The 26,239-nt window shown below is 44.8% G+C and carries 24 protein-coding genes; 17 read left to right on the top strand and 7 right to left on the bottom strand.

The genetic code is table 11. From position 1 onward, the window contains the following. Positions 1 to 63: 63 nt before the first annotated feature. Positions 64 to 1,293 (bottom strand): 6-phosphofructokinase, encoded by a 1,230-nt coding sequence (locus DW025_RS12915; RefSeq protein WP_055223744.1) that lies wholly within the window; start codon positions 1,291 to 1,293, stop codon positions 64 to 66. Between the two features lie 29 nt (positions 1,294 to 1,322). Continuing rightward, positions 1,323 to 1,922 carry a hypothetical protein gene (locus DW025_RS12920; protein ID WP_243104990.1) on the bottom strand — a complete coding sequence of 200 codons (600 nt, stop codon included), beginning with the start codon at positions 1,920 to 1,922 and terminating at the stop codon, positions 1,323 to 1,325. Between the two features lie 434 nt (positions 1,923 to 2,356). Between DW025_RS12920 and DW025_RS12925 the strand changes: the two genes are divergently transcribed. The 11 genes from DW025_RS12925 to DW025_RS12970 all read left to right on the top strand — a co-directional run bounded on the left by DW025_RS12925 (position 2,357) and on the right by DW025_RS12970 (position 13,529). Continuing rightward, entirely contained in the window at positions 2,357 to 3,970 is a 1,614-nt protein-coding gene (locus tag DW025_RS12925) for a SpoIID/LytB domain-containing protein (protein WP_165854789.1), read from the top strand. Positions 3,971 to 3,988: 18 nt separating this feature from the next. Beyond that, positions 3,989 to 4,981, top strand: a complete 993-nt coding sequence (locus DW025_RS12930; protein WP_120000214.1) for a YihY/virulence factor BrkB family protein — start codon at positions 3,989 to 3,991, stop codon at positions 4,979 to 4,981. Positions 4,982 to 5,139: 158 nt separating this feature from the next. After that, positions 5,140 to 5,412: a hypothetical protein gene (locus DW025_RS14700; RefSeq protein ID WP_133300861.1), complete on the top strand. Its 273-nt coding sequence runs from the start codon at positions 5,140 to 5,142 to the stop codon at positions 5,410 to 5,412. Positions 5,413 to 5,426: 14 nt separating this feature from the next. Further along, on the top strand, positions 5,427 to 5,606 hold the full coding sequence (locus DW025_RS12935) for a hypothetical protein (protein WP_120000216.1): 180 nt from the start codon (positions 5,427 to 5,429) through the stop codon (positions 5,604 to 5,606). A gap of 754 nt (positions 5,607 to 6,360) precedes the next feature. Continuing rightward, positions 6,361 to 7,380, top strand: coding sequence for a phenylalanine--tRNA ligase subunit alpha (pheS, locus tag DW025_RS12940; protein ID WP_055279821.1), 1,020 nt, complete (start codon positions 6,361 to 6,363; stop codon positions 7,378 to 7,380). A gap of 286 nt (positions 7,381 to 7,666) precedes the next feature. Further along, positions 7,667 to 10,096 (top strand): phenylalanine--tRNA ligase subunit beta, encoded by a 2,430-nt coding sequence (pheT, locus tag DW025_RS12945; protein WP_120000218.1) that lies wholly within the window; start codon positions 7,667 to 7,669, stop codon positions 10,094 to 10,096. 127 nt (positions 10,097 to 10,223) lie between these two features. After that, positions 10,224 to 11,288, top strand: a complete 1,065-nt coding sequence (gene queA, locus DW025_RS12950) for a tRNA preQ1(34) S-adenosylmethionine ribosyltransferase-isomerase QueA (RefSeq protein ID WP_120000315.1) — start codon at positions 10,224 to 10,226, stop codon at positions 11,286 to 11,288. Between the two features lie 102 nt (positions 11,289 to 11,390). Beyond that, positions 11,391 to 11,936 (top strand): alpha/beta hydrolase, encoded by a 546-nt coding sequence (locus DW025_RS12955; RefSeq protein ID WP_120000220.1) that lies wholly within the window; start codon positions 11,391 to 11,393, stop codon positions 11,934 to 11,936. After that, positions 11,876 to 12,340 carry a DUF2752 domain-containing protein gene (locus DW025_RS12960; RefSeq protein ID WP_120000221.1) on the top strand — a complete coding sequence of 155 codons (465 nt, stop codon included), beginning with the start codon at positions 11,876 to 11,878 and terminating at the stop codon, positions 12,338 to 12,340. The genes DW025_RS12955 and DW025_RS12960 overlap by 61 nt, the downstream gene beginning before the upstream one ends. Positions 12,341 to 12,428: 88 nt before the next feature. Further along, positions 12,429 to 12,566, top strand: a complete 138-nt coding sequence (locus tag DW025_RS15225) for a hypothetical protein (protein WP_243104991.1) — start codon at positions 12,429 to 12,431, stop codon at positions 12,564 to 12,566. Between the two features lie 66 nt (positions 12,567 to 12,632). After that, positions 12,633 to 13,529, top strand: a complete 897-nt coding sequence (locus DW025_RS12970; RefSeq protein ID WP_120000223.1) for a hypothetical protein — start codon at positions 12,633 to 12,635, stop codon at positions 13,527 to 13,529. 176 nt (positions 13,530 to 13,705) lie between these two features. On the opposite strand, the gene aroA is transcribed toward DW025_RS12970, so the two are convergent. Continuing rightward, positions 13,706 to 14,983 (bottom strand): 3-phosphoshikimate 1-carboxyvinyltransferase, encoded by a 1,278-nt coding sequence (gene aroA / locus DW025_RS12975; protein WP_120000225.1) that lies wholly within the window; start codon positions 14,981 to 14,983, stop codon positions 13,706 to 13,708. Positions 14,984 to 15,047: 64 nt separating this feature from the next. Then, entirely contained in the window at positions 15,048 to 16,142 is a 1,095-nt protein-coding gene (locus DW025_RS12980; protein WP_243104992.1) for a prephenate dehydrogenase, read from the bottom strand. Positions 16,143 to 16,416: 274 nt separating this feature from the next. Between DW025_RS12980 and DW025_RS12985 the strand changes: the two genes are divergently transcribed. Together DW025_RS12985 and DW025_RS12990 are read left to right on the top strand one after the other, a co-directional pair. Then, positions 16,417 to 17,688 carry a M18 family aminopeptidase gene (locus tag DW025_RS12985; RefSeq protein WP_120000229.1) on the top strand — a complete coding sequence of 424 codons (1,272 nt, stop codon included), beginning with the start codon at positions 16,417 to 16,419 and terminating at the stop codon, positions 17,686 to 17,688. 106 nt (positions 17,689 to 17,794) lie between these two features. Then, positions 17,795 to 18,907, top strand: a complete 1,113-nt coding sequence (locus DW025_RS12990) for an N-acetylmuramoyl-L-alanine amidase family protein (protein WP_015533208.1) — start codon at positions 17,795 to 17,797, stop codon at positions 18,905 to 18,907. A gap of 51 nt (positions 18,908 to 18,958) precedes the next feature. Here DW025_RS12990 and DW025_RS12995 read toward each other — a convergent pair whose 3' ends face one another. Next, the gene (locus DW025_RS12995; protein WP_120000231.1) at positions 18,959 to 19,684 is read right to left on the bottom strand and encodes a pseudouridine synthase; all 726 of its coding nucleotides are present in this window, start codon (positions 19,682 to 19,684) and stop codon (positions 18,959 to 18,961) included. 280 nt (positions 19,685 to 19,964) lie between these two features. On the opposite strand from DW025_RS12995, the gene DW025_RS13000 reads away from it, so the two are divergent. Further along, entirely contained in the window at positions 19,965 to 20,579 is a 615-nt protein-coding gene (locus tag DW025_RS13000) for an SH3 domain-containing protein (protein WP_015533206.1), read from the top strand. A 115-nt stretch (positions 20,580 to 20,694) separates the two neighbouring features. On the opposite strand, the gene DW025_RS13005 is transcribed toward DW025_RS13000, so the two are convergent. Together DW025_RS13005 and DW025_RS13010 are read right to left on the bottom strand one after the other, a co-directional pair. Further along, positions 20,695 to 21,348, bottom strand: coding sequence for a response regulator transcription factor (locus DW025_RS13005; protein WP_118016722.1), 654 nt, complete (start codon positions 21,346 to 21,348; stop codon positions 20,695 to 20,697). A 53-nt stretch (positions 21,349 to 21,401) separates the two neighbouring features. Then, on the bottom strand, positions 21,402 to 22,559 hold the full coding sequence (locus DW025_RS13010) for a sensor histidine kinase (RefSeq protein WP_120000233.1): 1,158 nt from the start codon (positions 22,557 to 22,559) through the stop codon (positions 21,402 to 21,404). 302 nt (positions 22,560 to 22,861) lie between these two features. On the opposite strand from DW025_RS13010, the gene DW025_RS13015 reads away from it, so the two are divergent. The 3 genes from DW025_RS13015 (at position 22,862) to DW025_RS13025 (ending at position 26,238) form a co-directional block, all read left to right on the top strand. Continuing rightward, positions 22,862 to 23,809, top strand: a complete 948-nt coding sequence (locus tag DW025_RS13015; protein ID WP_120000235.1) for an ABC transporter ATP-binding protein — start codon at positions 22,862 to 22,864, stop codon at positions 23,807 to 23,809. An 85-nt stretch (positions 23,810 to 23,894) separates the two neighbouring features. After that, entirely contained in the window at positions 23,895 to 25,091 is a 1,197-nt protein-coding gene (locus DW025_RS13020) for an ABC transporter permease (protein WP_120000236.1), read from the top strand. Continuing rightward, positions 25,078 to 26,238 carry an ABC transporter permease gene (locus DW025_RS13025; protein ID WP_120000238.1) on the top strand — a complete coding sequence of 387 codons (1,161 nt, stop codon included), beginning with the start codon at positions 25,078 to 25,080 and terminating at the stop codon, positions 26,236 to 26,238. Before DW025_RS13020 ends, DW025_RS13025 begins: the two co-directional genes overlap by 14 nt. Position 26,239: the final 1 nt, after the last annotated feature.

Below are 26,239 nucleotides of genomic sequence, written 5' to 3' on the forward strand. Positions count from 1 at the left end.
ATATAAAATAAAAAAAATATCCCTAACACCACAGATATTGAGGTGTTAGGGATATTTTATTCTTTAAAGCAGGTGGTTTACCGGCAGGTACATAGGAAGTCCATCCTTGTACTGAAGGGAAACCTCGCCGATTATAAGAGGTCTGAGATATGCTTCCATCTCAGGTGTGACGTCATTCTTCTCAGGTGTGATCCACTCAAGCGGAATTGTCTTAGCCTGGTTGGCGATGAGAGATACATTCTCAGGTTCAATGATCCACTGGTATGGATCGTTAGAAACTCGCTTGATCGTGGACATAACAGCAGTCATTCCCTCGGCGGCGTATTTTACAGCAGCCTGGCCAAGTGCAAATGACTCGTTGATATCTGTCCTTGAGGAAATATGCGCTGCACATCTCTGGAGGACATTGAGCTCGATGGAACGAACCTTTATATCCATTCTGTCCTTAACAAGACTCTCGAGAGCCTTGCCGGTTCCGCTGAGCTGGGCATGTCCGAACTTGTCTGCCACAGCAGAAGTTGCGCTGATGTAGTTGCCATCCTTATCATGTATACCCTCAGATACGGCCACGATGACACATCTTGAAGTCTTTAATACATTTTTGATGTCCTCTATAAACTGATCCTCATCGAAGTCTACCTCAGGAAGATATATGAGATGAGGAGCAGGACTGTAGTCATTTCTCGCCAGACAGGATGCAGCGGTGAGCCAGCCTGCATCACGGCCCATGATCTCCACGATGACAACACTTGGTATCTGGTAGATGTAAGTGTCGTGGGCAATCTCCAGCATGGTGGATGCAACATACTTGGCTGCAGAGCCAAATCCCGGAGTGTGGTCGGTATGGCACAGGTCATTGTCAATGGTCTTAGGGATGCCGACGATCTTCACATCCGATCCGATCTTCTTTGCATATTTGCTGAGTTTATCCACTGTATCCATAGAGTCGTTGCCGCCGATATAGAAGAATGCGGCAACCTGATATTCCTCAAATCTGTCAAATATTATCTCATAAGGTTTTGAGTCAACCTCAAAATCAGGAAGCTTGTATCTGCATGAGCCAAGGTACATTGCAGGGGAGAGCTCCAGAGTATTTACCAGAGGAAATTTTGAGAGGGCCATGAGGGACAGATCTATGAAATTATTGTCCAGCACTCCCTGGATCCCGTGAATTGCACCGTAAACTCTGGTGAATTTGTTGCTTTTCTTAACTCCGTCTATGACACCTGCCAGCGAAGCATTTATCGCTACGGTAGGACCTCCTGACTGAGCTACTATACAGTTATCTTTCATTTTGTAAATCTCCTTTGAAAGGTTTTATTTTATTCTGGACTGCGCAGGAGTATGGTTATCTTTTTGCGGCCATAAACCATAAGTGCGTCCTTGATTATATCTTTGTTGGCATCGGTTGTGTGTATCTCAACAGTGTCCAGAAGCTTTTCGACATATGAGCACCAGAGGTCATAGATGATTTTCTGGTTCTTCTCACTGACAGGCGGAAGTGCAGCCTTTGCCTTTTCCAGATCGCAGTCAGCATCTGTCATGTAAATGAATGAATCAGGTGTGAGTGCTTCCTCACCGTATGCTGCGACAAATATCTCTTCTGTCCTGACAAATCCACAGTCATACATCTCAACTATGAGATCGTGGATACATTCATCGATATTATCGAAATAGTGGTAGTAACGGAGCAGATGAGCCTGATTCTCGTCCTCGATGTCATCACGGTTTATCCAGTACCCCTTGCTCTGGCTCTGTTCCTCCCTGATAGCCTCTTCCTGCATGAGATCGAGATCTTTCAGTGCCTCCTCGCGCTTATCGGCAAGCTTTCTTCTGACATACACCACAGTGATGACTATGAGTGCAAGCAGAAATACTCCGAGCAATACGCCGAATAACATTTGTAAGCTGGTTTTATCCATTTGGTGAACACCTGCCTTTCATGTTTGGAAATAATTATAAATTCCCATAAGTATCTACATTCTAACACAGGTAAGATTGGTATTTCAAGAAGGCATATAATGTCAATTGTAGTGGTTAAAGTTCACGTGAAAAATTCTTGCAAGAGATGTAAAGGTAAGGTATAATGTGCTCATAGCTGAGATGTATTAAGTCTCTTGTGATTTTGAACCTACATTTGAATAAACGGGATTCCTATATCATTGTTATTGAAGTCAAGCCTCGTTATATAAGTTCTAGTGGAAGGCAGATATACAATTGCGGTTGCCCACCTAGCGCTGCTAGGACTCAAAAGCAAGGGCGCATTTCAGTTTATTACACAAGATGAAGAAGCAGCATATATATGCTGCTTTTTCTCTGTATGTGGATATATTTGCGGAGAAATGGAGACAGGGGAATGCGAATAGATCAGCGGAAGAAATGGTATCAGAAGATCAAATACAATAAGAATTTTAAGATAGTGAGTTTCATAACCATAATTCTGGTATGTTTTGTCGGATATATGATGATAACAGGTAAAAACAGAGTAGGCGAAGAGACTGATGATAACAACGATGGCAATTCAGTGGAGACCATAGTTATAGAAGCTCCGGATGATCCGGTGGGAGATCTGAAGCAATATGTTGAAGCCGACACGGACAGTACAGAGATCGCGGAGTATGACTACACAATTCAGGGAGCAGGAACTGTGGCTTCAAAGAAGAAAGAGGATAAAGGCAGCAGATCGTCCGGTACCGACAGAACCAGCGGGGGCAGCGGCTATGGCGGATCGTCAGTCGTTATATCCGGTATGGAGAACAGTGTCAGGGTCATCCTGACAAATGGCGGAGATTATTATCAGAGCTATGTGGAATTTACCTGCAGTACAGGATTTAACGTGACGAGCGATGGCAAGAAGAAAACCTACAAGGCGGATGAATTTGTATCACTTGGCAGCGACAACAAGGCCTCATCCATCATAGTTGAGCCTGAGAGTTCGGATGGAATGATAACAGTATCGAGTCTCAGCAAATCAAGCGGCACCCCGAGGTATCACGGAGCCCTTGAGATAACAAAGGATTCGTCGGGATACATGATCATCAATCAGGTAGATATAGAACAGTATCTGTATGGGGTAGTGTCAAGTGAGGTTTCATCGAGCTACAGCCCGGAGGCGCTCAAGGCTATGGCAATCTGCGCCAGAGGATTTGCATATAGAAAGCTTGGAAGTAACTACAGGGGATACAATGCAGACCTTGATGACACAACATCGTGCCAGGTCTACAATAACTTCCCTGAGACGGGAAATTCCATAGATGCAGTCCAGTCCACATCCGGAATTGTACCTACATATAATGGAGAGATCATAAATGCTGTATATTTCTCAACATCGTGCGGAACGACTACCACGAGTGACCAGGTGTGGGGCGGAAGCATGCCATATACCTGTACACGTATTCAGAATACGGCGCTGGACATCCCATATTTCAGCGATGAAGCGGCATTCAGGGATTTCATGGATGGCAAGACGGACACAGATGTGGTTGAGAGAAATCTTCCTATGTACAGGTGGACGGTTACATACACAGAAGATGAGATGAGAAATGCGGTTGAGACCGGCCTTTCAAGATGCTCGGATGTGTCTGCGACATCGGTTGGCAAGATCAAGTCAATAATGGTGACGGGAAGAGATGACAGTGGACTTGTGAAGGAAGTTACGATAACAGGCGACAAGGGAAGCGTGGTAGTCAGCGGCCAGAGCAATATCCGAGTTCTGTTCGCCACGGATGGCAAGGCTATAACAGAGCAGGATGGATCAGAGCTCACGGGCTGGACAGGCGTTCCAAGTAATTTCTACTATGTAAAGAAGGATAATGACACAGGACTCTACACACTTAAGGGCGGCGGATACGGACATGGAGTCGGAATGAGTCAGAATGGTGCAAATGAACTGGCAAAGCTGGGATATACTGCAGCACAGATAATCAGCCATTATTACAATGGAGCAGTTCTCAGTTCAGTTGAGAAGTAACGGAGATAATCACTAATTATGAAATTGAAGAAGCGCATAGTGCTCATATACCATAAAGTCAGATTGTTTATGGCAGAGATGAATAAGGATCAGGTGGCGGCATTTGCGGCACAGTCTGCTTTTTTCCTGCTGCTGTCACTGTTTCCACTGGCGATGACGCTGCTTACATTTGTCAAATATCTGCCATTCACTGAGACACAGATACTTGAGATAATCAGAGATCTGTTTCCTGAGGAGATAAACTCCAATTTTGAATTTATGTTTGCAGAGATTTTCAACAGCAAAAGCTCACTGCTTGCCACCACAGCATCCATATTGCTCACCGTGTGGTCGGCATCAAAGGGAACGATGGCTATAGGCCGCGGACTTACTTTCATGGCGGGCAAGGAGGACAGCGTCAATTATTTCCTCAGAAGAGCGATACACACTCTGTATACATTGATATTCTGTGTGATGCTGGTGGCGGTTATGGTCATATATATCCTCGGCGATGTAGTTGTGTCAAAAATGCTGGTGCGGCTGGATTCGGTGGAGAGATTCCAACTGGTGGATACCGTTGCGAATATCCTGTCGATCGTCAAGATAGCATTTGCCCCTACGGTTTTGTTTGGGGTTATGATCGTGGCATACTGGGCATTGCCGGTTGAGCGGGTGAGGATCAAGACCGCTGTGCCGGGAGCTGCATTTACGACCATACTCTGGATGCTTTTGTCATTTGGCGTATCAAGCTATATCAATATAGTGGGAATCAACACATATATGTATGGAAGCCTTGCAAGTGTGATATTGCTTGCGCTGTGGCTTTACATGTGTATGTACGTCATGCTGATAGGCGCAGAGATCAACAAATTCATGGATAATGGAATCCGGGGAATAAGAAGGCGTGCGCACAAGGCTGGGCGTAAGAAGAGACGACTTGAGAGGAAGAAAAAGCGTGCGGAGAAGAGGCGGATGCGAAAAAATCGACATTTAAATATGGACGAAGAAGTTGATGTAGAAGTAGATAAATGAAATAAAAGTAGAGTGTATTCAAGTTAAAGAATACTGCGATTGAGACGCATAGTGGCTCATATAAAAATACAAGTAGTAAGCGGGTAAAGAAAACAATTTCTATAAATGTAAGATATTACAGTGCATATTATAAAATAAAAGCCTCCTATTCTGGTGGGGTGGCAATTGATATTTTGGTAACTAAGGGGGCAGTCACAGCAAGTCTAGCAACAGGGTATACATTGTCTACGCTTCTTTCAGATATAATAAGTAACTATGGAAGTACTGATATTAGGTCTCCTGGTATTGAAAACTGGGGATATAGATTTAAATATGTAACAAATAGCAGTAAAGATGGATTTGATATTTATTTACTTACGTATAATAGTAAAGGAAGACTTGCAGATACAAAGAAAATAAAGAGTGAAAGATATAAAGCAATTTTGATATAAAAAGGAGAAAATATATGAGAGAAAAAAAAGCTATACTTCTGTTAGTACTTAGTGCATGTTTGTTTGCAATCGATTTTATCTTAAAAGGAGATTTTGATAAGGTGATGTTTTATATAATCTTATTGATAGGCTGGATATTACTTTTGGCATCAATTGCTTTACAAATAAAGAAAAAGAAACGGGAAGATGATTAAATAGGAGTATGGTACTCGTAAGGTTTATTTTCACAATCAAGTTATATAATATTTCTGAAAATTGAATTGTTGTTGATCATGACAGTATGACAAAAAAGATGTTGACTAACACCCACATGTAGGTATATTATCTCTACAGGCAGTGACGATGCAAAAGATACGTATGTCGCCATCAGAGAGACTAGGTCAGCGGCTGAAAGCCCGGTCAGGTAAGAGTGCGTATTTAATTTCACATCAGAGCCACCACGGCTGAAGGATTGAAGATATCTGTTTTATCAGATGACAGATGTTGGTCTGTGTAGGGTGTGGCGTGTGACGTGCGACAAACGTCTAATGAGAGTCAGACATGGACAAGATACATAGAGTGTCTGGAATCAGGGTGGTAACGCGGATATAATTCGTCCCTAGTATGTATAACATGCTAGGGACTTTTGCGTTTACAGGGTGACAAGCGGCTGCGATGCGCGAGCTTGCTCGCATGCATCAGCAGACATTTGTCACCCGCGCGCGACATGAAACACGGAGCCCGGGAGGGCGGAGTGTGAATGCCGTGCAGGGATTGAGAGAGCGCGCAGCGCGAAGCAATCCCGGTAAACGCAAAAAAGAGGAATGAGCGCATAGCCCGATAGGGCGGAGCGCGAATTACTGTAGGAATTGCGGAAGCCGTAGGCGAGCAATTCCGTGACTTATATATGGAAGTAATTAATATAGGATCCACATTGAAATCCCTATAAATAGAAAAAGGAGAAACACGATGAGAGACAAGTTGGAAGCCATCAAGGCAGAGGCTCTTGCCAAGATCGAGAGCGCAGAGGTTGTATCGACACTTAACGATGTGAAGGTGGCGATACTCGGTAAGAAGGGAGAACTCACACAGGTTCTCAAAAGCATGAAGGATGTAGCACCGGAGGACAGACCAAAGGTAGGTCAGATGGTAAATGAGGCACGTCAGGCCATCGAGACAGCCCTTGACGAGAAGACAAAGGCCATCAACAGAGCGCTCCGTGCAGAGAAGATGAAGAGAGAGACAATAGATGTAACTCTTCCAGGAGTGAAGAAGCTTACAGGACACAGACATCCAAACCAGATAGCACTTGAAGATCTGGAGAGAGTATTCATCGGTATGGGTTACGAGATAGTTGAGGGACCAGAGGTAGAGTACGACAAGTACAACTTCGAGCTGCTGAACATCCCTGCAAATCACCCTGCAAAGGATGAGCAGGATACATTCTATGTTACAAAGGATATCCTCCTTCGTACACAGACATCACCTGTTCAGGCAAGAATCATGGAGAAGGGCAATCTTCCGATCAGAATCCTCTCACCTGGACGAGTATTCAGAGCTGATGAGGTAGATGCAACACATTCACCATCGTTCCATCAGGTAGAGGGACTTGTGATAGACAAGGGAATCACCATGGCTGACCTCAAGGGAACACTGGCGCAGTGGGCAAAGGAGTTCTTCGGTGAGAACACAAAGGTCAAGTTTAGACCTCACCACTTCCCATTCACAGAGCCATCAGCAGAGTGTGATATCACATGCTTCAAGTGCGGTGGCAAGGGATGCCGAGTATGTAAGGGCAGTGGCTGGATAGAGATCCTTGGCTGTGGTATGGTTCATCCAAAGGTTCTCCGCGACTGTGGAATAGATCCTGAGGTATATTCAGGATTTGCATTTGGAATCGGACTTGAGAGAGTAACACTTCTCAAGTATGAGATAGATGACATGAGACTTCTCTACGAGAACGACATGAGATTCTTAGACCAGTTTTAATTGTGGGGACGCTGCTGGACGATGGAGGTATTGAAGTCACTTAGATTGACCCATTGTCAACGCAGAACGCTTCCGCTCGTTTCGCCCTGCAGCGGTACTAAGGTGCCGCTGGAGCGCCACCTAAGGACCGGCGGGCTCAAATGTCTGCTTATGACAAATGGGTCAGTCTAAGCGGATTTAAATGTGTCGAACGTCTGGCAGCTGTCTGCTGATTGACGTAATGTAGTAGAGATTCAATGAGGTTTATGTAGAAAGTAAGATTACACAATTAAAAGGAGAATAGAAGATGAATACACCAATTTCATGGATAAAGGCATATGTTCCTGATCTGGACGTGACAGCTCAGGAGTTTGTAGACGCCATGACTCTCTCAGGATCACATGTAGAGGGTTACGAACAGAAGGATAAGAATCTTGACAAGATCGTTGTCGGCAAGATTCTCACTATGGAGAAGCATCCGGATGCGGACAAGCTTGTAGTATGTCAGGTAGATGTTGGACAGGCGGAGCCTCTTCAGATCGTGACCGGAGCAAAGAATGTAAAGGTCAATGATCTCATCCCACTTGTACTTGACGGTGGTAAGGTTGCGGCAGCACACGGCGATAACAATGAATACCCTGACGGAATCAAGATCAAGAAGGGTAAGCTCAGAGGAGTTGAGTCAAATGGTATGATGTGCGGTATAGAGGAGCTTGGTTCATCAAGAGACTTCTATCCGGAAGCACCGGAGGATGGCGTGTATGTATTCCCGGTGGAGTCAGGTGTGAAGCCGGGCGATGACGCTGTGAAGGCACTTGGACTTGACGATGTTGTTGTCGAATACGAGATCACATCCAACAGAGTTGATTGTTTCTCAATGATCGGTATGGCAAGAGAGGCAGCAGCTACATTTGACAAGCCATTTTACCCACCAGTGGTAACAAAGACAGGAAATGATGAGGACGTCAATGACTATATATCAGTAGAGGTAAAGGATCCTGACCTCTGCCCTAGATACACAGCAAGGGTTGTCAAGAACCTGAAGATCGGACCTTCACCAAAGTGGATGCAGCAGAGACTTGCTTCACAGGGAATCCGTTCGATCAACAACCTTGTCGATATAACAAACTACGTTATGGAAGAGTACGGACAGCCAATGCACGCATATGATCTCAGCACCATAGCCGGCAACAAGATCGTTGTCCGTCGTGCAAATGACGGAGATACATTTGTAACACTTGATGGACAGGAGAGAAAGCTCGACCATGACGTTCTGATGATCTGTGACGGTGAGAAGGAGATCGGTATCGCCGGAATCATGGGCGGCGAGAATTCCATGGTAACAGACAGTATCGATACACTGCTCTTTGAGGCAGCCTGCTTTGATGGAACAAATATCAGACTTTCATCCAGAAGGATCGGTCTTGCAACTGATGCGGCAGCCAAGTTCACAAAGGGACTTGATCCAAATCTTGCTATGGAGGCAATAGACAGAGCGTGTCAGCTCATCGAGGAGATGGGCGCAGGTGAGGTAGTCGGCGGAGCTGTCGATGTATATCCAAATCCTGTACAGGGCAAGAAGCTCCCATTTGAGCCAGACAAGATGAATGCGCTTCTCGGAACAGATGTTGAGCCTGAGAAGATGCTGTACTACTTCGGCAGACTTGGACTCACATACGATGCAGAGACAAACACACTGGATGTGCCAAGCTTCAGACAGGATCTGAACTGCATGGCAGATCTGGCAGAGGAGGTTGCAAGATTCTACGGATACGACAACATTCCTGTATCACTTCCAAGAGGTGAGGCAACAGTTGGTAAGCTCCCATACGACCAGATGATCAATGCCATCGCAAGGGATGTCCTTGAGGCAAATGGTTTCTCTGGCGGCATGTGCTACTCATTCGAGAGCCCTAAGGTGTTTGATAAGCTGCTACTGCCTGCTGACAGTGAGTTTAGAAAGACAGTTACAATAGCAAATCCTCTCGGTGAGGACTTCAGTATCATGAGAACTGTATCACTGAACGGTGTTCTCACATCACTGGCAACCAACTATAATAGAAAGAACAAGGTTGCAAGACTTTATGAGTTCGGAAATGTATATCTTCCAAAGTCACTTCCACTCACAGAGCTTCCAGAGGAGAGAATGAAGCTGACTATCGGTATGTATGGTCAGGGAGATTTCTTTGATCTCAAGGGAGTTCTCGAGGAGCTTACAGACAAGGTTGGTCTCAAGGGACAGGTGACATACGAGCCTGAGTCAGAGTACACATTCCTTCATCCGGGCCGTCAGGCAAAGCTCAAGAAGGGCAACCTGACAATTGGATTTATCGGACAGGTACATCCTGAGGTATGTGACAACTACAACCTTAAGGGTGAGGTATATGTGGCAGTCATCGATATGCCTACACTGGTTATGCTTTCAAACTTCGATACCAAGTACGAGGGAATCGCAAAGTTCCCTGGAAGTACAAGAGATTTGAGTCTTGTTGTGGACAAGGAAATATTTGTCGGACAGATAGAGGAAGTCATAAAGAAATGTGGCGGCAAGCTGCTTGAGAGCTACAAGCTCTTTGATGTATATGAAGGCGAGCAGATCGCCAAGGGCAAGAAGTCAGTAGCCTACACCATGACATTCCGTGCTAAGGATAGAACACTTGAGACGTCAGAGGTCGATGGAATCATTGCCAAGATCCTCAAGGAGCTTGGAAAGCTCGGAATCGAGATCAGAGCGTAATAGGCGCTATCCTTGAAATATTTGTGATAGTAGTATAATATGTAACTGTTTGGCGCGGAGATATTGTATATATCCAGCGTCAGACAGTTATTTTTGTGTGAATAAATATGTGAGGAATTACGATATGATGAAATTAACAGACTTTTACTATGATCTGCCACAGGAGCTTATAGCACAGGACCCACTCCTCAAGAGAAGTGAGTCACGTCTCATGGTCCTGGACAGAAAAGATAATACGATAGAGCACAAGCACTTTTATGATGTGATAGACTACCTGAATCCGGGAGACTGTCTGGTCATCAACGATACAAGGGTTCTTCCGGCGAGACTTATGGGCGTCAAGGAGGATACGGGAGCATCCATAGAGGTTCTTCTTCTGAAGAGAAAGGACGACTGTACATGGGAGACTCTGGTAAAACCGGGCAAAAAGTGTAAGGTGGGTGCTCGTATAGTATTTGGTTCAGAGTCAAATGAACCTGACCCTGAGACAGGACTTATAAAGGGCAAACTTGTTGGTGAGGTCGTCGATATAGTTGAGGAGGGCAACAGACTCATCAGATTTGAGTTCAATGGAATATTCGAGGAGATCCTTGACGAGCTGGGACAGATGCCACTCCCTCCATATATCACACATAAGCTTGAGGACAAGAACAGATATCAGACAGTTTATGCAGAGCATGACGGTTCTGCGGCAGCACCTACCGCCGGACTGCATTTTACAACAGAGCTTCTTGAGCAGATCAAGGCAAAGGGAATAAAGATCGCGCATGTAACACTTCACGTCGGACTTGGAACGTTCAGACCAGTGAAGGAAGAGAACATACTAGATCACCACATGCATTCTGAGTTCTGTATCATAGAGCAGGATGCTGCTGATATGATCAACGAGACAAAGGCTGCAGGCGGAAGAGTTGTGTCCGTTGGAACGACAAGTACCAGAACTCTTGAGTCTATGTCGGACGACGATGGAACAGTTCATGCAGGCAGCAAATGGACGGATATTTTCATTTATCCGGGATACAAGTTCAAGGTTATTGACGCGCTCATCACGAATTTTCATCTGCCTGAGTCAACGCTTCTTATGCTTGTTTCTGCGCTGTACGACAGGGAACATATACTTGAGGCGTACAAGGTGGCGGTTGAGGAGAAGTACAGATTCTTCTCATTTGGCGATGCTATGCTGATAAAATAGCAGAAGAATCAGGACGATTAGAATAAAGGCATGATGTAATAGGGGTGCTGATAATTTTTATATACTCTGGATGGGACTTATATCCGGAGAGGAGACAGATATATGGGAAAGAAGATATGCGTGGTATTCCCGGGAATCGGGTATCACACTGATAAACCATTACTTTACTACAGTAAAAAATATATGATGGCACATGGATATGATATTGTTGATGTGACATACGGCAAGCTTTCGGGACATCTCCCGGAGGAGATACAAAAGGTATTTGATGATGGCTGGAATAAAGCGGTAGATTGTCTGAAGGATGTGGATTTCTCTGAGGCTGAGGATATAGTCTTCCTGTCTAAGAGTATAGGCACGGCTATATCTGCAAAATATGCGGTGGAGAAAGGACTTAAAGTAAGAAATATATATTTCACACCACTTGAGATTACCATGCAATATGCCAATTCAAATGGCATAGCTTTTCACGGAACGGCGGATCCGCTAGTGAACACGGGTGAGATAACCAAACTTTGCGAGGAAAGACATATACCACTCTACAGATATGAGGGTGGCAATCACTCAATAGAGACAAAGGATATTCTATGGAACATAAAAACGCAGAAAGATATAGCGGAAAAGTATATAGATTATTTGAACTTCTAGGACATACAGAGGGGCAGTTATATATTGCGGAGATAGCAGTGCTCATAACACTGCTTATCGGCACGGCGGTATATATACTGCTCCTTCGTGTCCTGCCAGATACATCATGGCTTGAGGGGTGTCAGATACGCCGGTTTACAGGGGTGATATGTCCCGCATGCGGTACGACAAGGGCTGTACTTGCCATGCTCCACGGACATATTCTGACGGCTATGTATTACCATGTGGCGACTGTGTATCTGGCGTGCATCTGCATCATATATTTGGTGGGCAATACGATCAGGCTTGCCACAAATGGCAGGACACCGCTTGTGAGATTCCGATTGTGGTATGTGTATGTGTGGCTGGGGTTATTTGTTGTGTCTTACGTGGTGAAACTGGTGGTGCCGGGATACATTATTTAAGCCTTCGTACAGTATTGAGTATGGAGGATGGCAGTGTGATGGAGATTTCCTTTCGTGGAATTACAGTGTCACAGCTGGAAGCAGGCTGGTGGCAAATATAGTAAAGCAGCTTCTCAGCTGGGGAGATACATACACACTTGATATCTCAGATCCGTGTGATGAGATCATGGCACTTATGCTGGTGATAGCTATTGATGCGGTCAATTGTTCGCAGAATAATAATTAATTTTTTAGAATTTTATATAAACATGAAGAAGATAGGAATGTATGAGGAGACAGGCAGGAAATAGTCATGAATAAGATACCAAAGTATGTTGTTATCATAGCCTGCATATTGGTAATGGTGGTGTTGCTGCCATTAGGTTATGTTAGATATAAGACGCGTTACGAAGCTGAGCAGATAAGTGTGTTAACGTCTCCGGATGGTGATTATGAGCTTGTGATCTATTCTGTTGGTGACCCGGATTTTCCATTTGGAGCTGCCCATGGAAGACTGGTGCTGAAGGGCAAGGAGAAGACGGTTGCATATAGGTCATTTGAAGTGGCAAATGATGGTGCAAGATTTGACGAAAGCGATCTAAAGACGACATGGTATATTGATCGTGTGGAGGTGGTAGTGTCTGGCTCTGAACAGCGTGACGAGCTTGTGACCATGCGTTTTAATGGGCAGACCAGCAGTAGACGTCTCACGACCAGATATAGAAGAGAAGATACGGATATAGAAAAAGACAGCGAACAAGACTCTGCGATAACGGAAAAAGCTTCGGGTGACAGCAGGGAGAATGCAGAGAGCTCCACTGATTCCTCTGTTGATCCTGATGTAAATGATCAGCCAGAAAATAAGGAAATTACAGTCGGGTATCAGGCGATCTTTGAGAAATATTCAGATGCCACAGCTGGAAAATTCGAAGTATATTACGGCGCCTCGGAGTCATCATCAAGATGTATATTGTCTGAAAGTGATACTACAGTGGAATACATTGTATATGATGGCAAGTCAGAAAATGATAAGTGCGGTCTGTATGTAAGGTATCGTACTGAAAAAGGCGGTGATGGAACATATGATTATGGCAGCGCCGAAATAGAAGATATCTATGCATATGTATTTTCCAGTGGAGAAGTGATAAGCAGTGGAAAGACAAACTGGGAAGATACTGGAACTGATGAGTTTGAGAGGGCAACGGAGTAAGCTGTTGTGAATAGTCCATGAACTGTGGTAAAATGAATATTGGACAGAGCAGGATATCATTAAATTATTAGGATAAAAAGTAACACAAATAAAGGCAACACAGCTGTCTGGTAGGATGCAAAGCATCACAGACTGTAGTGTCGCCTTTATTTGTGCTAAAAATAATCTTTATATCTTTAACGTTCCAGCCCACCCAGATCATCATAAAATCCCGGATATGAGATGTTCACGCACTCGGCTCCGGTGATCTCTGTATCGCCATCAGCGTTAAGTCCTGCAATGGCAAAGCTCATGGCGATTCTGTGGTCCAAGTGACTGTCGATCACTGCACCGTGAAGAGGCTTTCCACCGCGTATGATCATTCCGTCATCGGTTGCAGTTATGTCTGCACCCATGGATGAGAGGGCGTTTACCATGACATCTATTCTGTTGGATTCCTTGACCTTGAGCTCCTGGGCATCCCTGATGATGGTCTCACCGTCTGCAAAGCATGCGAGAACTGCTATGGCAGGGATCTCATCTATGAGCTTTGGTATGATGGAACCCTCAATGACACAGCCCTTGAGACTTGATGTCCTGACTGTTATGTCAGCGGTTGGCTCACCGCATCCGCTCACTACATTGGAGTATTCCATATCGCCGCCCATTGCCTTGATTACTTCAAGTATTCCGTCTCTGGTCGGGTTGATTCCAACATTCTTGATGGTGATGCATGAGTTCGGAGTGATAAGTCCTGCAACAAGGAAGTAAGCAGCTGATGATATATCTCCAGGTACAAGTATCTTCTGTCCAACAAGATTATCCACAGGCTTTACGGTAGCCGTAGTTCCCTCTGCTTTTATATTGCCGCCAAATGACTCAAGCATGAGTTCAGTGTGGTTTCTTGACACATATGGCTCGGTGACACTTGTCTCGCCGTCTGCATAGAGTCCGGCAAGGAGTACACATGACTTTACCTGTGCTGACGCGACAGGTGAGTTGTAATGTATTCCATGGAGTTCCTTTCCGTTTATAAGGAGCGGTGCACAGTCATTTCCGAGTTCGGATGTGATGTCGGCACCCATTATGGAGAGAGGCGTCATGATTCTCTTCATAGGGCGCTTACATATAGAAGCATCACCTATAAGCCTGCTTGCAAATGGCTGAGCGGCAAGTATACCCGATATAAGTCTGGTGGTTGTTCCGCTGTTGCCGACATCGAGTGTGCCTTCAGGCTTTGACAGTCCATGCAGTCCTTTGCCGTGTACAGTAACGACACTGCCGTCGTAATCAATGTCTATACCCATCTGCCTGAAACAGTTCATGGATGATATACAGTCTGCTCCATTTAAAAATCCGTGTACCTCGGTTATTCCATCTGCGATTGAGCCGAACATGATGGAACGGTGGGAGATGGATTTGTCCCCCGGTATTGTTAGCTCTCCGTTAAGTGATTTTACTCTGTTGATCTTCATAAATTCTCAGTATTCCTTTAATCTAGTGTAATATGTCTGGTTAAAATATTTTATTCTCCGGCTCTTAACGGTTATAAATCTTATAGCCTGCGGCCTTTAGCACATCCTGCGCATTCCGTCTTGCATCAGCATCGTAGAATGAGAGTCTGAGAACCCCTTCCTCATCCTCCCGGTTGTGGGAGACTCCGATGTTCTTGAGGCTTATCTTTGCCTCTGCGATAAAAGCTGTCACCTCTGCCAGCGCACCAGCCTCGTCAGGGATATCTACAAACAGTTCATGGTGCATTCTTATGACACCGCTGCTGTTGTTAGGAATGGAATCTCTGTAATCTCTGGCGGATGCAAAAAAAGCATTTATCCCAGCCGCATCGCGCTGCTTAATATGATAAATCATTTTGTCTATAAGCTCAACATATTCCTGAAGACCGTTTACGATATTGTCAGGATTTGCCAGAAGAATGTGCTCCCATACCACCGGATTGGAGGATGCGATCCTGGTTATATCTTTGAAACCACCGGCTGCCAGTGATTTGAAAATATTGTCCGGGCTGTCTGCCGCTGCGACAAGGTTGACCAGTGAGGCGGCTATGACGTGGGGCACATGACTTATGTAAGAGGTTATACGGTCGTGCTCAACAGGTGAGTATGTGATCGGTATTGCGCCCAGATCTCCGATAAATGTGGAGAACTCCTCAGTCTTGCCCGGCAGAACTCCGTCTGCAGGTGTGATGAAGTAATAGGCATTCTCTATGAGCCTGTCGGTGGCCGCCTCATAGCCAGATCTCTCAGAGCCGACCATAGGGTGTCCGCCGACAAAATACCTGGCAAGCCCAAGCTCCTGGACTGCTTCGTATATGTCGAGCTTTACGCTTCCGACATCAGTCAGTAAGGTGCTGTCTGTAAGGAATGGCCCTAGCTGGCGCAGGTATTCTATATTATAGTGGACCGGTGCGCACAGAAAGATATAGTTACATTCTGCTATGGTATGGATATCATCTGTATATTCAGTCAGTGTCCCATCGGAGACAGCTTCCTTGAGTGTAGATAGATTATTGTCAAAGCCGACTATTCTGTAATCAGGGAAAATGCGGTGGATGGATTTGGCAATAGATCCTCCGATAAGTCCCAGACCGATAAATCCTATTGAAAAATCATTCATTTTACGTTCTCCTTTAACAGTTTGACGCATAAAAGCGTTAAAGTATCTATTGGCGATTATACAGCCTTTTGAATGACAGGGCAAGAGAAGATTCACATTGCGATAAAAAAACTTGAATATCAGATGTGGATATTAAGCTAAAATAAGAAGTAAGGGAATTGTATAAGCTGAAGATTTGTACTAAAATCTTTGTGGAGAACGCAGACGATGCACATAAGAAAGTATACTGATGTGTGCGTTTGTCGACCGACCATTATAAGGAGGATAATTTATTATGATAGATACACTTTGCAGACTACTTGACGCCGGTGTCACACAGTTTCATGTAGTGAAGGAATGTGAAGCCATGCTGCAGGATCACGGTTACATGGAGCTAGATATGGGAGAACGCTGGGAGCTCACGGCCGGAGGAAGATATTATGTGAAGCCATACTCATCTATGATGGTGGCGTTTGCCGCAGGGGAGATGCCTGAGTATGGCAGGCTGAATATCGGCCTTGCACATACAGATTTTCCTATGCTCAAGATCAAGACTCAGCCGGATATGAACAGAAGCGGCTACCAGACACTGAATGTAGAGCCGTACGGCGGACTTATCAAGGAGACATGGTTTGACAGACCGCTTGGAATCGCGGGCAAGGTCATGGCGCAGACCACGGATCCGTTCAGGCCGAAGACGTATCTGTATGATTCAGAGCGTGCCATGTGCATAGTGCCAAGCCTTGCACCGCATCTGAGAAAGGATGCACCCGGGGAGAAAATGAATGTGCAGAAGGAGCTCATACCTGTATATGGTCTGGATGGTCAGAAGGTGAAGGACAAAGATATATTACAGTATGTGGCAGATGACCTTGGGCTTTTGAAGAACGATATTCTTGATTATGATCTATACCTGTATAACATGGATGGAATGGAGATAGTTGGGGCAGATAAGGATATGATAGCTTCTCCGAGACTTGACAATGTAACTTCCGTGTCAGCGCTTGTTGACACCATGTGCAGAGAGACAAATGGCAATAATACAAATGTTATAGCATTGTTTGACAATGAGGAGATAGGCAGCAGATCGAAGCAGGGAGCAGATTCAGTGCTTCTGTCAGAGATAATAAAGCGAATCATGGAAGGATTGGACATTGGGGATGGAGCAGGAAGACGCCTTATGAGAGATGCATTTATGCTGTCACTTGATGTGGCGCACGCAACCCATCCCAATTATTCAGAGAAAAGTGATCCGACAAATCAGATTGTAATGGGGCGCGGAGTGGCACTCAAATCAAGTGCGAGCCAGAGATATGTGTCTGACAGTGAGGCATCTGCGGTTATCATGGCTCTGTCGAGAAAACATGATATAAAGATACAGCGACAGGTGAACAGATCGGGGATGGCAGGAGGACAGACTCTTGGTCCTATAGCTTCATCTTATCTGCCGGTCAGGGCTGTGGACATGGGAATACCTATACTGGCTATGCATTCAGCGGTGGAGCTGGGAAGTGCGGAGGATTATGCCCAGCTTGAGAAGCTGTGCGGGGCCGTATTTGGAATGTAGTATGTTGAAATCAGGTATTTGAGCAATTTACTTGTGCAGTTATTACGATTGTGTTACAATAAGATGATGTATTTTTAACTTCAATAATCACTTACGGAGGATACTCATGAAGAAGAAACATTTAAAATATGCAGTGCTCTGCTTTGGACTTGCTTCCATGCTGGCATTTGCCGGATGCGGAAGCAAAGGTGACGATGCTACTACAGCCAATCCGACGGAGACAGAGGCGACCACAGAGGCAGTGACGGTGGCGACTACGGAAGCAACCACTGAGGCACAGCCGGAGAAGGACAAGGATGGCTTTACAATATGTAATGACAAAGTAAAGACTCTTGACTATGTGAATGTCAGAACGAGCCCATCAACTGATGGAGAGATATATCAGGAAGTTGCAAATGATGTTGAGCTGGACAGAATCGGTTATAACGATGAGTGGAGCAAGGTATCTATAGATGGTGGGGAATATTATATATTCTCAGAGCTCCTTGAGGTCGTAGGCGGAGGAGATAAGTCTGATGCATCGACTGAGGCGACAACAGAGAATTCATCGGATGCATCCACAGAACAGGGAACTACATCCAATGTTGGTGAGGGCAAGATGATAGTTATAGATGCCGGACATCAGCAGAATGCAAATGAAGAGACCGAGCCGATAGGCCCTGCTGCTACAGAAACAAAAGTAAAGGCAACTGTTGGCAACACAGGTGTATCAACAGGAATAAAGGAATATGAGCTGAATCTTCAGATCGCACAGAAGCTTGAGGCAGAGCTCACATCCAGAGGCTATACAGTTAAGATGATCAGAACATCGAATGATGTTGATATAAGTAATGCGACGAGAGCAGAATATGCGAACAACCTTAAGGCAGATGCAGTTATAAAGATCCATACAAATGGATCGACAGACGGTAATGCGACAGGTGTGATGACAGTATGTCAGACATCATCTAATCCATATAATTCAGCTATCTATGATCAGTGCAAGAGTCTTGCCACGGATGTTTTATCAGGACTTCTGGCTTCCACAGGAGCTAAGAGCGATGGAATATGGGAGACGGATACCATGAGCGGAATAAACTGGAGTACAGTTCCGGTAACCATAGTGGAAGTTGGCTATATGACTACAGCATCTGAGGAGGCACTTCTTGTAACAGACGATTATCAGAACAAGATCGCCAAGGGAATAGCAGATGGCCTTGATAAATATATTACAGAATAGAAGTCAGTAACATAAATAAAAACAGAGAACAGGATTTCCTGTTCTCTATTTTTATTGTGGCATATCGAACCGGAGAAGACTGACCTCTTCTTCCGAGAGACTTCTGTAGGCACCTGTTGGAAGCGATTCGTCTATCTTCAGCTCACCCATTGCAATTCTTCGCAGAAAAGTAACTTTCATGCCGACGGCCTCAAACATTCGCTTGACCTGGTGAAAACGTCCCTCTGTTATTATGAGTTCGATCTCCGATCTGGCAGCGGTGCTGTCGGAAGATAATATGCGCAGATCTGCGGGCAGTGTAGGTTTTTCATCTCCGATATCCACACCTGTGGCGAAAATGTTTATGGTATCATCTGTTACATATCCGTCAATCTCTGCGTAATATGTCTTGGGAATGTGGTGTGCAGGAGACAGAAGATGGTGGGTCAGTGCTCCGTCATTTGTCAGAAGTAGAAGTCCTTCTGTGTCTATATCCAGCCGTCCCACGGGTGACAGGTCTTTTGTATTTTCTCCTTTTAGCAGATCGATAACGGTCTGATGCACGTTGTCTTTGGTGGCGCTTACACACCCCGCAGGTTTGTTCAGGATGAAATATCTGTATCTAGAATAATTCAGAATCCTGCCATTATATTTTATAGTATCGTTGTTCTCATCTATCTTTACATCTGAGGATTTAACCGGGGCACCATTGACGGTGACAGTGCCTTTTTTCACATACTGCTTTACCCGACTGCGGCTGCCGATCCCCATTTCAACTAGAAATTTATCAAGTCTCATAATGTACTCCTTTAGTTGACTGTATGATGTCATATGATACCACGAAAATGCGCTTTTTTCAGCAGAAAAGTTAAATGTTACAAAACACAACATGTCGTTACAAACAGTTGTGTAAAACCACTAGAAATTGGTATTTTTTTGTCAGAATCAGTTGACACATGCACATGTGTAGTGTATTATATTTAACAGAAATGTAACAAATGCGGTAACTTTGTAAAATTTAGATTACGAAATACTACATAGAAAATAGCTTGGATTAAGGGTAAAAGAGGAAAAATTGATGACTAGATCACGCAGTAAGTTTGGAAGATTTGTAGATCACATGAGAAGGAATGTTCTCAGTTATAAATATTTAAGACATAACATTTTGATGACAGCACTTGTGGTTGTAATGGCTCTTTGTGTATTTGCTGTCATAAGTTTTGGAGAGAAGGCTGACCCGCTTGCGGATGAATTATATGCGAATGATAGTGTGACTATCAACAAGAGTCAGGCAGTGATGATGGCAGACAGCAGTGTGCAGCTTGCCATCGACGCAGTGGTGCCTGCAGGAAGTTCAGTATCGGCCAACGATACGGCCAGAGTTGCCAGCAATGCATCAGGTAGTATACAGTCTGTGACTTCAGCGTCTACCGAGGCAGTGACAACAGAGGAAGCGACAACAGAAGAGACCCCTTCAGAGGTGCTTCCGGGCGTAACAGCATCAGTGATATATGATGGTGTGTATGTCCATACAGAGCAGTCATCAGAATCAGATATCATAGCTACAGTGAACAGTGGAGAGATGTTCGACGTTGTATCACAGGATGAGAGCTGGATAGGAGTTCAGTTATACGATGGCTCGATCGGATATATTTCAACAGAATATGTAAGTGTGGATGCCTCACTTCAGTAGTAGTGTATATGAGTACCCCTCACCCAGGTACAACACAGTAAGACAGAAAAAGCAGGCCGCATGTCATTCAAGGATGGCGTGCGGCTTGCTTTTTTAGTGTTGTATTGACTGTTGCTCAATTGGTTAGCTTTTTGTAGTAGAAGCACGCCAGCTGTGTGCGGTCTCTCAGCTGCAGCTTGTCAAGGATGGAACTGATATAGTTTCTCACTGTACCCTCGCTCAGATACAGGCTTGATGCGATTTCTTTGTTATTCAGTCCATCTGCAACAAGTCTGATAATATTCATTTCCTTGGAACTGAGTTCGTATTCCATTCCGGCAAATGGCGATGGCTGGACATCTGATGAGGTAGTGTCCATATGTCCAATAAGATCAGGGAGCTTTCCAACTATCTCATCCCCGAATACAGTCTGTCCATTGTATACTGCTTTTACTGCCGGTGCGATGCTCTCAAAATTCTGCTTCAGTATATATCCCTTTGCCCCGATACTCAGTGCTTTGATTATATATTCGTCATCTGAAAATGTTGTCAGGAGAAGAATGCGGGCATCCGGGTGAGAGACCATGATATTCTCAGAAGCCTCAAGGCCATTTATGTTCTCCATGCGGATGTCCATGAGTAGAACATCCGGTTGATATTCTTCGTACAGTCTGATCGCATCAGCTCCACTGCCTCCTGTGGCGGATACCTGTATGTCGTCGCAGGCTTCGAGTATGGTCTGAAGTGACAGTGCCACCAGTTGGTCGTCATCTATTATAACTACATTCATTTGTCGGTTTCCTCCTATTTATAATCAGGATATTTTGCATATCTGTTTGGAATTCAGTCTGTAAAATCTCTTTTCATGATATTGATCAATATGGAAAATCCGTCGTCGGTTGATATCTTCATTGTGCCTCCAAGTTTGTTTACTCTTTCCTGGATACCATTTAAGCCCATCCCGCCAGAAGCGCTTCCTTGTGCCGGGGATAGACCGGAGCGGATGTTCTGTCCATTGTCTGTTATATACAGTTGATAAAATGCCGGGTGTTCCCGCACGCGGATATCCATATGGTCGCCGTTGCTGTGCTTCAGCGTATTGTTAATGGCTTCCTTTACTATGTTGATGAATGAGTATTTGATCTCTCTTGGAAGCTTATCTGACATGTCGTAATCCATGTAGATGTCCATGTCGCTGACGTTGTTGATCACATCATATAGGGCAGTGCGCAGGTCTATGGATTCATCGTGTAGATCGTGGACACTTTTTCTCATGCTGTCCATTGCGGTATCCAGCGTAGATTGCAGCTGTGCCAGGGGCTTATCAAGACGCTCGTCTTTGTTGATAACTTTGATGGCACCGGTCTGAAGTATGGATCTGGTGAGCATATGACCGACATTGTCATGAATCTCCCGGGCAATCCTGTTTCGCTCTGACAGGGTGGCGGTGAGCACCATGTTGTCCTGATTTTCCAGCAACTGGCGTGTGTTCTGTGCAACCAGCATGTCGTGTTCTGCAGTATTGTCCCTCATGGCAAGAAGCTCAGCCCTCAGCAGATTTATCCGGCAGCAGTACACGCTCATAGCAAATGAGAATGCGATGAGGCATATCTGCGGGAGAACTGACATCAGAGGATAGTTGACGCACATGTATATGGATAACAGGACAAGTATGACTGGTGACAGCCGTTGTCTGTATCTGTACATGTCGTAGCTGACTATGGACACGAACATATAGACTGGGTGCAGCCAGAATGCGGATATAAGATACGCGCATACCAGTGTCTCGCATATGTATGGATATATTCTGCTGTGGTTCTCGGCGCCCTTCGTGGTGGCTCTGTTCACTGCGGAGATCCCGGAAAGTGCCGGATAGACCGCACCGGCAATGAGCGACAGGAGCAGTGCGATGATGATCCGGGTGTCCGTGGCAGTATTATGCGCATATATCATGACAAATGCTGAGACCAGCAGGAGTCCTTTGTTGATGAGATGTTTCATAATTATTCTCCATAATGTAGAAAATGCTGTAGTATATATCGTGCTGTCTGAATAGCCGTGCCAGGCAGTGTGTGCAGACTAGTGTAATAATTATTATAAATAAATATGAGGGAAAAAGAAATATGACAAATGTCACATTGTGAAGATGACGTTGTTCACTGTGAAAACAGATCAAGGGTGTATATAATGAGAGCATGTAATAAAGAATGTAGCATGCTGATGCGTGCAGACTATCATGTTATGAACGACACTCATAAGATAATGAGGGTCAAAAAACAGAATATCAAAACAGGAGGATATATATGAGTAATTCAGAAAATGCAATAGAGGTTACCAATCTGGTAAAGCGATATAAAGATCTACTGGCGCTGGATCATTTCAGTTTGACGGTGAAGGCGGGGGAGATACTTGGACTCCTTGGACCAAACGGCTCCGGCAAAACGACAACTATAAATTGTATACTGTCCCTGCTCACATTTGACAAGGGCGATATAAAGGTATTTGGCAAAGAGATGAAGCCCGACAGCTACGATATCAAGAGAGAGATCGGAGTTGTAATGCAGGATGTGGCGGTGTTCGATGAACTGACTGTATATGAGAATATTGATTACTTCTGCGGCCTCTATATAAAGGACAAAGAGAAGAGACGCAAATGTGTTGAGGAGACAATGGATTTCGTGGATATTGCGGATTACAGGAAATTCCTTCCAAAGAAGCTATCAGGAGGCCTTCTCCGAAGACTGAATATTGCCTGCGGAATAGCGCATAAGCCAAAGCTTATATTTTTCGATGAACCGACAGTTGCGGTCGATCCACAGAGCCGCAACAGAATACTTGAGGGGATAAAACGTCTGAATGAGGAAGGCGCGACTATCGTGTACACCTCTCATTATATGGAGGAGGTCGAGCAGATCTGCGACAGGATAGTCATCATGGACAAAGGTAAATCTGTTGCAGTCGGAACAAAGGATGAGCTCAAGAAGATGATCAAGAATACCGAGACCATCAAGGTTGAGGTGCTTGGACTTACAGGCGAGCAGATGTCGGAGCTTCACAGTCAGCCACATGTGTATGAGGACGAATATAACGGAGGCATGCTGACACTTAGATATTCTGGTGGAAGACACAATCTGGTGAGGCTTATGGAATCTTTCAAGGAGCACGACATATCATTTGGCAGGGTAGTCACGGAGCTCCCAACACTCAATGATGTGTTCCTGGAGATCACAGGCAAGGAACTCAGAGACTAAACGAAATTCAGGGCAGAGATATGAGATCGTTGAAATCGTATTGTATATGGAAACTTGAGATGAATCAGGATTAAAGGAGAAAATTATGTTTATACGGGACTTTTTATACACCATAAAGATCATGGTCCGAGGCAGGGTGTCGATCTTCTGGACACTGGTATTCCCGCTGCTTCTTGCAACATTCATGTACATGGCATTTGGCAACATATATGAACAGGATGAGATGTTCAGGAATATCAAGGTGGCAGTGGTCACTGAAGATGAATCGATAAATGGACTTAATTATATGCTGGATGCGCTGTCGGATGGCGATGATGCCCTTCTGTCGGTTACGAGAATGAGCGAAAGCGATGCGGAGATGTCACTGGCTGATGAAGAGGTCGAGGGCATCATATATACAGATTATGTGAGACTTACAGTTGCAGAGAGCTCTGTCAATGCGAGCATACTTGAGACAGTGCTCTCTGAGTACAAGCAGTACGAGCATGCACTTAAGGATATATATAAGGAGGGCACCGAACCTAAGGGGGGGATGGCTTCTGATGGCATTGGACTCCAACAGTATATGTCTGGGACTTCCGGCGTGGATGATATGTCGGACCTTGTGGAAAAACTCTCAGAACAGAGATCATATTATACAGAGAAGGCCAGCACTGAGGGCAGCCAGAATGTGTATAACAATTATTTCTATGCCATATTTGCCATGAGCTGTCTGTTTGCATCACTTTCATCTATAGAGATGATGAGCAATCTTCAGGCAAATGTGAGCGCTACGGGAAAGAGAAAAAATGTGTCCCCACAGAGAAAAATGACATTTGTTTTGGCAGAATTTGCTGCGCTGCTGCTTATACATTTTGTGGTCGAGGTCATAAGCTTTATATACATGTCCTGCATAGGAGTGGATTTTGGCGACAGAGTATGGGAGATCCTGCTTACTCTGTTTGTGGGCTGCTTTATCGGTCTGGCAATAGGAGTCATAGTTGGGGCTATATCAAAGCTTGCTGAGGGGACCAAGATAGGTATTGTGATCGGAATATCCATGGTGATGTCCATCCTTTCTGATCTGTGTATAAACGGGATAAAGTATGAGATACAGCAGCACGTGCCGATTATAAATAAACTCAATCCCGCGGCTCTGATATCGGATTCATTCTATGCGCTGAATGTTTACAGTGACCACCAGGTTTTCACTGAGAATATCGTCATAATGACTATTGAGGCTGTGGTGCTCATAGCAGTTGGGATTCTCATGGTAAGGAGGAACAGATATGCAAGTGTTTAAATCTTTTTTCAAGGTTTTGAGAAAATATGTTGGGCAGATGATCATGTATGTGGGAATCCTGTGTGGAGTCATGATTGTGTTCATCAATGTGGGAAACACAGATCCACAGAACTATTATAAGGATAAAACGGTCAAATATGCGGTGAGCGATGAGGATGGCAGTGAGATGAGCAGAAAATTGATGGCTTACCTGAGTGATACGCAGCAGCTTGTAGATGGCGTTGATATGGACGAACGAGGTATTCAGGATGCTCTCTACAACAGGGCGGTGGAATGTGTGATCAGGATACCAGATGGCTTTGGCGATGCATGGGCAAATGATACTGCGGATGGTCTGCTTGAGATAACGACTATCCCCGGAAGTCAGGCGTCCATGCTGTTTGAGACAAGGCTTGACAGCTACATGAATATGGTGTCTCTGTACAAGAGGGCCGGAGATGATGTGAACGATGCCGATAAGAGAGCGAGGATGGCACTTGAGCAGAAGGCTGAAGTCGATATGGCTGAAGGAAAGACCTCAGGACATTCCATGTTATATAATTTTTACAACTATCTGGGGTGGGTCATGATCTGCGTTATGATAATTGGGGTAGCGCCTGTTTTGCAGGTATATAACAGGAAAAAGCTTAGAGCGAGAATAGAGTGCTCATCATACAAATTTTTCAGGCTGAACAGGGAACTTGTCCTGGGGATGATGTTTACTGGATGCGTATTGTCTGTAGTATTTATAGTACTTTCCAGAATACTTATAAAATATGATATAGTCTCAGCAAGGGGCGGAATGTTCATACTCAATATGCTGGTGTATGCCTGTGTAGCACTCTCGCTGGCATTTCTAGTTAGCAAGCTTACCCAGAGTGAACAGATTCTTTCCATGTGTGCAAATGTCATATCACTTGGAATGGCATTCCTCTGCGGGATATTTGTGCCGAGAGAGTTCTTAAGTGACACTGTGATGGCGATAGCACATTTCCTTCCAGCATATTGGTACGCAAATGCAACGGATGCCATCGACAATTTCGCATCCGGCAGTTCGGTGTCAGGCATATTTGTAAGCATGGGAGTGCAGATGCTATTCGCCGTACTGTTCATACTTGTTGGAGTGATCGTTGACAGGTACAAGACCGCCGGCAGGGCTATGGCTTAGA

The organism is Coprococcus sp. AF38-1 (assembly GCF_003603945.1).
Classification (GTDB): domain Bacteria; phylum Bacillota; class Clostridia; order Lachnospirales; family Lachnospiraceae; genus Coprococcus; species Coprococcus aceti.